At 69.9% G+C, this 7,237-nt stretch carries 8 protein-coding genes; 5 read left to right on the top strand and 3 right to left on the bottom strand.

The annotated features are described in order from the left end of the window. From ACWEPG_RS28335 to ACWEPG_RS28320, 4 genes are all read left to right on the top strand, one after another. Positions 1–183: acyl-CoA dehydrogenase family protein (locus ACWEPG_RS28335; RefSeq protein WP_452595853.1), on the top strand; the 183-nt coding region annotated here is incomplete at its 5' end. 5 nt (positions 184–188) lie between these two features. Further along, positions 189–1,247 carry an enoyl-CoA hydratase/isomerase family protein gene (locus tag ACWEPG_RS28330; protein ID WP_450113550.1) on the top strand — a complete coding sequence of 353 codons (1,059 nt, stop codon included), beginning with the start codon at positions 189–191 and terminating at the stop codon, positions 1,245–1,247. A gap of 3 nt (positions 1,248–1,250) precedes the next feature. Next, a complete protein-coding gene (gene mmsB / locus ACWEPG_RS28325) occupies positions 1,251–2,153 on the top strand; it encodes a 3-hydroxyisobutyrate dehydrogenase (RefSeq protein WP_450113490.1) in 903 nt (300 codons plus the stop codon). A 7-nt stretch (positions 2,154–2,160) separates the two neighbouring features. Next, positions 2,161–2,937 carry an enoyl-CoA hydratase gene (locus ACWEPG_RS28320; RefSeq protein ID WP_450113491.1) on the top strand — a complete coding sequence of 259 codons (777 nt, stop codon included), beginning with the start codon at positions 2,161–2,163 and terminating at the stop codon, positions 2,935–2,937. Between the two features lie 28 nt (positions 2,938–2,965). On the opposite strand, the gene ACWEPG_RS28315 is transcribed toward ACWEPG_RS28320, so the two are convergent. Then, positions 2,966–3,838, bottom strand: coding sequence for a hypothetical protein (locus ACWEPG_RS28315; protein WP_452595852.1), 873 nt, complete (start codon positions 3,836–3,838; stop codon positions 2,966–2,968). Positions 3,839–3,884: 46 nt separating this feature from the next. Then, positions 3,885–4,415 carry a MarR family winged helix-turn-helix transcriptional regulator gene (locus ACWEPG_RS28310; protein ID WP_450113493.1) on the bottom strand — a complete coding sequence of 177 codons (531 nt, stop codon included), beginning with the start codon at positions 4,413–4,415 and terminating at the stop codon, positions 3,885–3,887. A gap of 124 nt (positions 4,416–4,539) precedes the next feature. Between ACWEPG_RS28310 and ACWEPG_RS28305 the strand changes: the two genes are divergently transcribed. Next, entirely contained in the window at positions 4,540–5,718 is a 1,179-nt protein-coding gene (locus ACWEPG_RS28305; RefSeq protein ID WP_452595851.1) for an MFS transporter, read from the top strand. 61 nt (positions 5,719–5,779) lie between these two features. Here ACWEPG_RS28305 and ACWEPG_RS28300 read toward each other — a convergent pair. Continuing rightward, on the bottom strand, positions 5,780–7,237 hold a 1,458-nt coding region (locus tag ACWEPG_RS28300; RefSeq protein ID WP_452595850.1), incomplete at its 5' end, for a CotH kinase family protein.

The following is a 7,237-nucleotide window of genomic DNA, read 5'->3' as shown; positions in this document are numbered from 1 at the left end:
ACCGGCTTCGAGGTCGCCAACCGGGCACTGCAGATGCACGGCGGCTACGGCTATCTCGCCGAGTACGGTCTGGAGAAGATCGTCCGGGATCTGCGTGTCCACCAGATCCTCGAGGGAAGCAACGAGATCATGCGCGTGGTCGTCGCCCGCAGCGTGGTCGCAGGAAAGGCAGGCGCGGCGTGAGTGATGTGAGCGAACCGGAAGTCGTGGTCGCCCGGGCCGGCGCCATCGGGCGTCTGACCCTGAACCGGCCCAAGGCGATCAACGCCCTCAACCACGCGATGGTGCGGACCATGGCGACCGCGCTGCTCGAGTGGGAGGCCGACCCGCAGGTGCGGACGGTCGTCGTGGACGGGGCGGGGGAGCGGGGCCTGTGTGCCGGCGGGGACATCGTGGCGATCCACGACGACGCCAAGTTCGGCCGCACCGGCTCCCGCGACTTCTGGCGTGACGAGTACATCCTCAACGCCGCGATCGGCCGCTATCCCAAGCCGTACGTGGCGATCATGGACGGCATCGTGATGGGTGGTGGTGTCGGCATCTCCGCGCACGGCAGCGTCCGCATCGTCACCGAACGCTCCTCGATCGCGATGCCGGAAACCGGGATCGGATTCGTGCCCGACGTCGGCGGCACCCACCTGCTGTCCCGGGCGCCCGGCGAGATCGGCACCCACGTCGCGCTGACCACCGGTCGCCTGAACGCCGGAGACGCGATCGCGCTCGGCTTCGCGGATCACTTCGTGCCGTCGGAGTCGCTGGGCGCCTTCGTCGCCGCGCTCGAATCCGGTTCGGTCTCCGAGGCGCTCGCCGAGTTCGAGCGTCCCGCACCGGAATCCCCGCTGCTCGCGCAGCGATCCTGGATCGACGCCGCGTACTCCGCGGACACGGTGGAGGAGATCGTCGAGCGACTGCAGGCCGCCGGCGTTCCGGAGGCCACGAAGGCGGCCGACCAGATCCTCGGCAAGTCGCCGGTCGCGCTGAAGGTGACGCTGCGCTCGCTCCGTCACGCCCGCACCCTCGGCAGCCTCGAGGAGGTCCTCAACGAGGAGTTCCGGGTCTCCGTGGCCTCGCTCGCCTCGCACGACCTCGTCGAGGGCATTCGCGCGCAGGTGATCGACAAGGACCGCAACCCGGCGTGGTCGCCGGCCACCCTCGCCGACGTCACCGAGGGCGACGTGGACCGCTACTTCCAGCCGCTCGGCGATCTCGAACTCGGGCTCGCCGTACCCGATCCAGAAGGGGTCTGACAGATGAGCACCCAACCTTCCGTTGCGTTCCTGGGCCTCGGGCACATGGGCGGCCCGATGGCCGCGAACCTGGTCAAGGCCGGGTACGAGGTGACCGGCTACGACCCGGTGCCCGCCGCGCAGCAGCAGGCGTTCAAGGACGGACTGACCGTCGCGGACACCGCCGTCGCCGCCGTCGCGGACGCGGACGTGGTGATCACCATGCTGCCGAACGGCAAGCTGGTCCTCGACCTGTACGACGAGATCCTCACGGTCGCCAAGCCGGACACCCTGTTCATCGACAGTTCCACCATCGATGTCGCGGATGCCCGCGCGGCCGCGGACCGCGCGCACGCCGCGGGCCACCGTGCCATCGACGCCCCGGTCTCCGGTGGTGTCGCCGGCGCCGCCGCCGGCACGCTGGCATTCATGGTCGGCGGGTCCGAGGCCGACTTCGCCTCCGCGCAGCCGCTGCTGGACGTGATGGGGCGCAAGGTCGTGCACTGCGGCGCGTCCGGCGTGGGGCAGGCCGCGAAGATCTGCAACAACATGATCCTCGGCGTGTCGATGATCGCGATCAGCGAGGCGTTCGTGCTCGGCGAGAAGCTCGGCCTGAGCAACCAGGCCCTGTTCGATGTCGCGTCGAACGCGTCCGGTCAGTGCTGGGCGCTCAGCAGCAACTGTCCGGTGCCCGGCCCGGTCCCGACCACCCCGGCGAACAACGACTACCAGCCGGGCTTCGCGGCCGCGCTGATGGACAAGGACCTCGGTCTGGCCGCGAACGCGTTGCGCGCCAACGGCGTCGAAGCCGAGCTCGGCTTGCGTGCGGCCGAGCTGTACCACCGGTTCAACACCGAAGGTGGTGGGGGACTGGACTTCTCCGCCATCGTCACCGACATCCGCACCCGATCCGAGAAAGCCGAGTGAGCCGCCAGTGAGCGAGTACGAGACCATCCTGACCGACCGCAAGGGCCGCGTGGGAATCGTCACCCTGAACCGGCCGAAGGCCCTCAACGCTCTCAACAGCCAGTTGATGCGCGAGGTGGTTGCCGCAGTCGAGGCATTCGATGCGGACGACGAGATCGGGGCGATCCTGCTCACCGGCTCGGAGAAGGCGTTCGCGGCGGGCGCCGACATCAAGGAGATGCAGCCGAAGACCTTCGCGCAGGTGTACGCGGAGGACCTGTTCTCCCAGTGGGACCGGCTCTCCTCCGTTCGCACCCCGATCGTTGCCGCGGTCTCCGGGTATGCGCTCGGTGGCGGCTGCGAGCTGGCGATGCTGTGCGATTTCATCATCGCCTCCGACACCGCCAAGTTCGGTCAGCCGGAGATCAAGCTCGGTGTCATCCCCGGCATCGGCGGCTCACAGCGCCTGACCCGCGCCGTCGGCAAGGCCAAGGCGATGGACCTGTGCCTGACCGGCCGCAACATGGACGCCGAGGAGGCCGAACGGGCCGGACTCGTCGCCCGTGTCGTCCCGGCTGCGGACCTCCTCGACGTCGCGCTCGAGGCCGCGACCACGATCGCGTCGATGTCCCTGCCGATCGCGATCATGGCCAAGGAGGCCGTCAACCGGTCGTTCGAGACCACCCTCGCCGAGGGCGTGAAGTTCGAACGGCGCGTCTTCCATTCGACGTTCGCGACGGCCGACCAGAAGGAAGGCATGGCCGCGTTCGTGGAGAAGCGCGCCCCCAAGTTCGTGAACGGCTGACACCGTGGGCCGGGACCGACGTCCCGGCTCACCAGCCGGTCAGTGACGACCCCCACCGCGCCGGGCCCGCGGTGGCCGCGGCGAGGAGAACCGCTCCCCGCCCCGCCACCGACGTCGGGTCCGGCGCGGTCGTCACCGGCAGCCCGAGCATGGCGCCGAGCTGCTCGGGCAACCCCGGCAGGTGGGCCCCGCCGCCGAGCGGCACCACCGTCGTCGGGCTCGTCCCCGATTCGCGGATCATCCTGTGCAGCAACGACACCGACGCTTCGACATCGTCTCGAATCAGGGGGCCCAGATCGCCGGTCGTCACCACGGCGGTGGCACCGGTGTGTGCGTCCGTGACGGCGACCACCCTCTCGTGCGTGAGGCGTTCCTTGACGTCGCGGCACCGGGCGAGGTCCTGCCACACCCCGGCCGATGCCAGATGCTCCTGCAGCAGGCCGTCGACACGATCGCCGCACACCAGGTCGCTGCGGCGGGATTCCAGCACCTCCCCGGACGTACCGTCGGCGATGCATACCGACAGCCCGGAACTGCCCACGTCGTAGAGCACCGCCGTGCGGTGCTTGCGCAGCGCCCCGGTGAACCGCAGGTACCGCACCTGCGCCGCCGTCTCCGCCAGGATCTGCACGTGCTGACGCGTGGCGGCGGCGCTCAGGGCCTGGGCCACTTCGGGTTCGAGGCCGGCCCGTAGGGTCACGGCGGTCGCGGACACCAGTTCTCCACGTTCCACCGCGGTCGCGCGCAGGGTGTGGATCGCCGAGATCACCGGTTCGCCTACCGTCGCGTCCGCGCGGCGGCGGATGTCGCAGCGGGCGATCGGGTCATGGTGGGGTCGATCCGACAGTGTCAGCACCGCGCGCGCACCGTTCGCTCCCGCCGACACCCCGAGAACCAGCACCAATCCCGTACTCCTCGCCGCAGTTCAGGTCATCACGCAGATAAGGTCACCACTTGGTGGGTGTGCCCCCGGTGTCGAAGTCGCCGGCCTCCCGGCGCAGTTCCGCCAGAATGCGCACCAGGGCGTCGAGTTTGTCCGCGGACAATCCCGGATTCGCGAACACCTTGCTGTTGAGGCGCTGCGTCGCGTCGAGCACCAGATCGCGTCCGTCCTGGGTGATTTCGATGAGCGTCGCGCGACGGTCGCTCGGATGGGGCACCCGCCGCACCAGACCGGCCTTCTCCAGACGGTCGACGGCGTTGGTGACCGAGGTGGGGTGAACCTGCAGGCGCGCACTGGCCTTCGCCATCGGCAGCGCGCCGGTGCGGGTGAAGGTGAGCAGGGTCAGCAGTTCGTACCGCGAGAACGTCAGCCCGGTCGGTTTGAGGGCCTCCTCGACCCTCGCGATCATGATCTGCTGAGCGCGCATCACCGAGGTCACCGCGGCCATCCCGTCGGCGACGTCGCCCCACCCGTGGGCTTCCCACTGGCGGTGCGCCTCCTCGATCGGGTCGAGCGGCAACGGTTGTGACGGCATGGTTGCCATCATCCCACGAGGCGCCCTCGCCGCTCGTGCCCGGATTGCGTGTCCCCCTACGTGGAATCCGTGCACGACCGCGCGGCGTCCGGCCGGTAGCTTCTGCAGCTGAGGTGATGAAGTCGTGGTCGAAGCTCGAACACCCTGGGCGCAGCATGCGCTGATTCGGGCCGTGTTCTTCCTGATGGGTGCCGAACTGTTCCTCGCGTCCCCGTTGCTGCCGACGATCTCCGCGGACTTCGGTACCGCGATCGCGGCGACGGCGTGGACCGTGACGGTGTTCGGCCTGTCCTACGCCGTGGCGAGCCCGCTGGTCGGGGCATTGACCGAACACCTCCCGCGGAAGCGGGTCATCCTCGCCGGAGTGGCGGTGTTCGCGACGGGCGAGGCACTGTGCGCGTTGTCGCCCAGCCTGGGCTGGCTGCTCGCCGCCCGCGCGATCGGCGGCCTCGGCGGCGCCCTCGTCGGTCCCGCGATGTGGGCGTATCTCGCGGAGACCGCGGCGCCCCGCGAACGCGGCCGCGCGATCGCCGGTGGCTCGGCCGCGTACGCCGGAGGGCAGATCGTCGGGGTCCCACTGGCGACGTTCGCCGCAGCGAGTCTGAGTTGGCGGTTCGCGTTCGCCGCGGTGGCGCTGGGCCTGGTTGTCGCCGGGACGCTGATCGCCGTGCGGTTGCGCGAGTCGGTGCGCCCGGCGGACCACCCGGTGCGGCCGTTCTCGGCGCTGCGGTCGTCCTTCGGCCTGTGGCGGGTCGGGGTGTTCCGCACGATCATGGCCGGCAACTTCTTCGTCCAGGCCGCCAGGCTGGGCACCTACGCGTACGCGGGTGCCCTCTTCGCGTCGAGATTCGGGTTCGGTACCGGCGTCCTCGGGCTGGTCGGCATGGTGGCGGGCATCGGCTCGCTGGTCGGGTCGCTGCTCGCCGGCCCGCTGATCGACCGCTGGACCTCGGCGGGTCGGCACGTGAGCGAGCTCAGCGTCGCGTGGGGACTGCTGATGGCCGTCGGCCTCGGTGTCGCGACCACCGCAGGCACCTGGCAGTTGTGCCTGGCCGGATTCGTGCTGTCCTTCTTCGCCGGGACCGCCTTCTTCGCCACCGCGCAGGTGTACCTGACCACCGTGATGGCCGACCGGCGCGCCGCCGCGGTGTCGTGGAACAACTCGGTGCTCTACGTGGGCACCGGCGCAGGCACCACCGTGCTCGGCTTCACCGCACTGGGCGGCACGACCTTCGCCGCCTGCTCGGTCGCGTTCGCGCTGTGCGCCGCCGGCTTCAGCGCGGTACTCGCCCTGCGCCGCTGACCGAATGTGCCGTCGGTTCGGTCTGACTGACCAAATGGCACATTCGGTCAGCGGCGCGGGGTCACGCGGAGCGCAGATCCGTGAGCGCGGCGGTGCGCTGGTCGATCCACGTGCGCATGGTGTCGACGCTCGACTGCAGCGACTCGGCCGTCAGACCGTCGCTGGTCGGCACCGTCTCGGCGAGACCGTCGAGCAGCTCCTGTGCGCGTCCGCTCCCGTACATCCGGTCGAACAGCTCCCAGTACGCGCTCTCGTAGAGCCCGGTGAACGCGTCCGATGCGAGGAATCGGGTCTTGAGGCTGTTGCCGCCGCGCGGCCCGCCGCGCTCGGCGTTGCCGTCCGCCCCCCGGCCGGGCATCGCGCCGCCGCCGGGCGTCTGGGCCGTGTCCGTTCCTGGCTCGCCGGTGGCCGTGGTCGCCTGGCCGCGCCCCGGTAGCTGACCCGCCCCGGCCGGCATCTGTCCGCCGGGCGTCGCGGTGGCGCCCGCCTCGGTGGTGGTTGCTCCCGCGGCTGCGCCCGGTCGGCCACCGCCGCCCATCATCGACACGCTGTCCTGGGGACCGGCCGTGGCGCTTCCGGTCATCGCCAGGTTCAGGTCCCAGGAGACCACCGAGATCAGACCTGTGTCGAGGTCGTACCAGAGGTAGTAGTTCTGGCCGGGTCCGGCCATGTCATCGCCGTTGACGAGCAGGTTCTGGGTGGCCAGGTAGCGTGCGAACGAGTCGACGTCGACCCAGTCGGCCAGGTGCGCGTCGAACTCCTCGTCGGACGCGGAGTCCAGCCACTTCAGGAAGCTGATGATCGGCTGGAGGTTGCCGCTGTCGACCGCGTTGATCTGCTTGAACTGGTCCGAGTACGAAGACTGGTCGTCGCCCGCGTACGCGAAGGTCGAGTTGGCATCCGCCTTGTACAGGTAGCCGTCCGTGTCGAACAGGCTGTTGGCGTACCCGTCGTCGGGGTGCTCGAGCAGCAGCCGCGTGGTGGTCGCGCTGTCGTTGATCGAGTACACCGTGTATGCGAATCGCTGTGTCGGCTGGTCGGTTTCGGCAGTGAGCGACAGCGCCATCGCCTCGTTCAGGACGGGGCTGCCCGGCCGCACCGAGATCTCGGTCATGCCCTGGTAGGCGCGACCGTCCTCGTTCTCGTCGAAGCTGATCAGCAGGGGGAGTGAGGTGGGGTCGTCGGCAGAGGCGGACGACATCATGCCGCCCATACCGCCGGCGCGACCACCGGCGGCCTCGCCGGTCTGTCCGTCCTCGCCGGTCTGCCCGTCCGCTGGTGGTGTCAACCCCTGTGGCATGTCCGTGCCGTCGGGCATCTGCATGCCTTCCGGCGGTTCGAATCCCTCGGGGAGTTCCATGCCCTCCGGCGGCTGGAATCCGCCTCCGCCGGGGCGGCCTTCGGTGCCCCGCACGCCTCCCAGCGTGGAGTTGCCCTTCAACCGGACCGAGACGTCATTGACGAAGGTGCCGTCGATGGTGATGTCCGCGGTGATCCACTTCTTGTCACCGGTGGACTG

It is taken from the genome of Rhodococcus sp. NPDC004095 (assembly GCF_053604015.1).
This window is presented reverse-complemented; position numbering and strand designations above follow the sequence as displayed.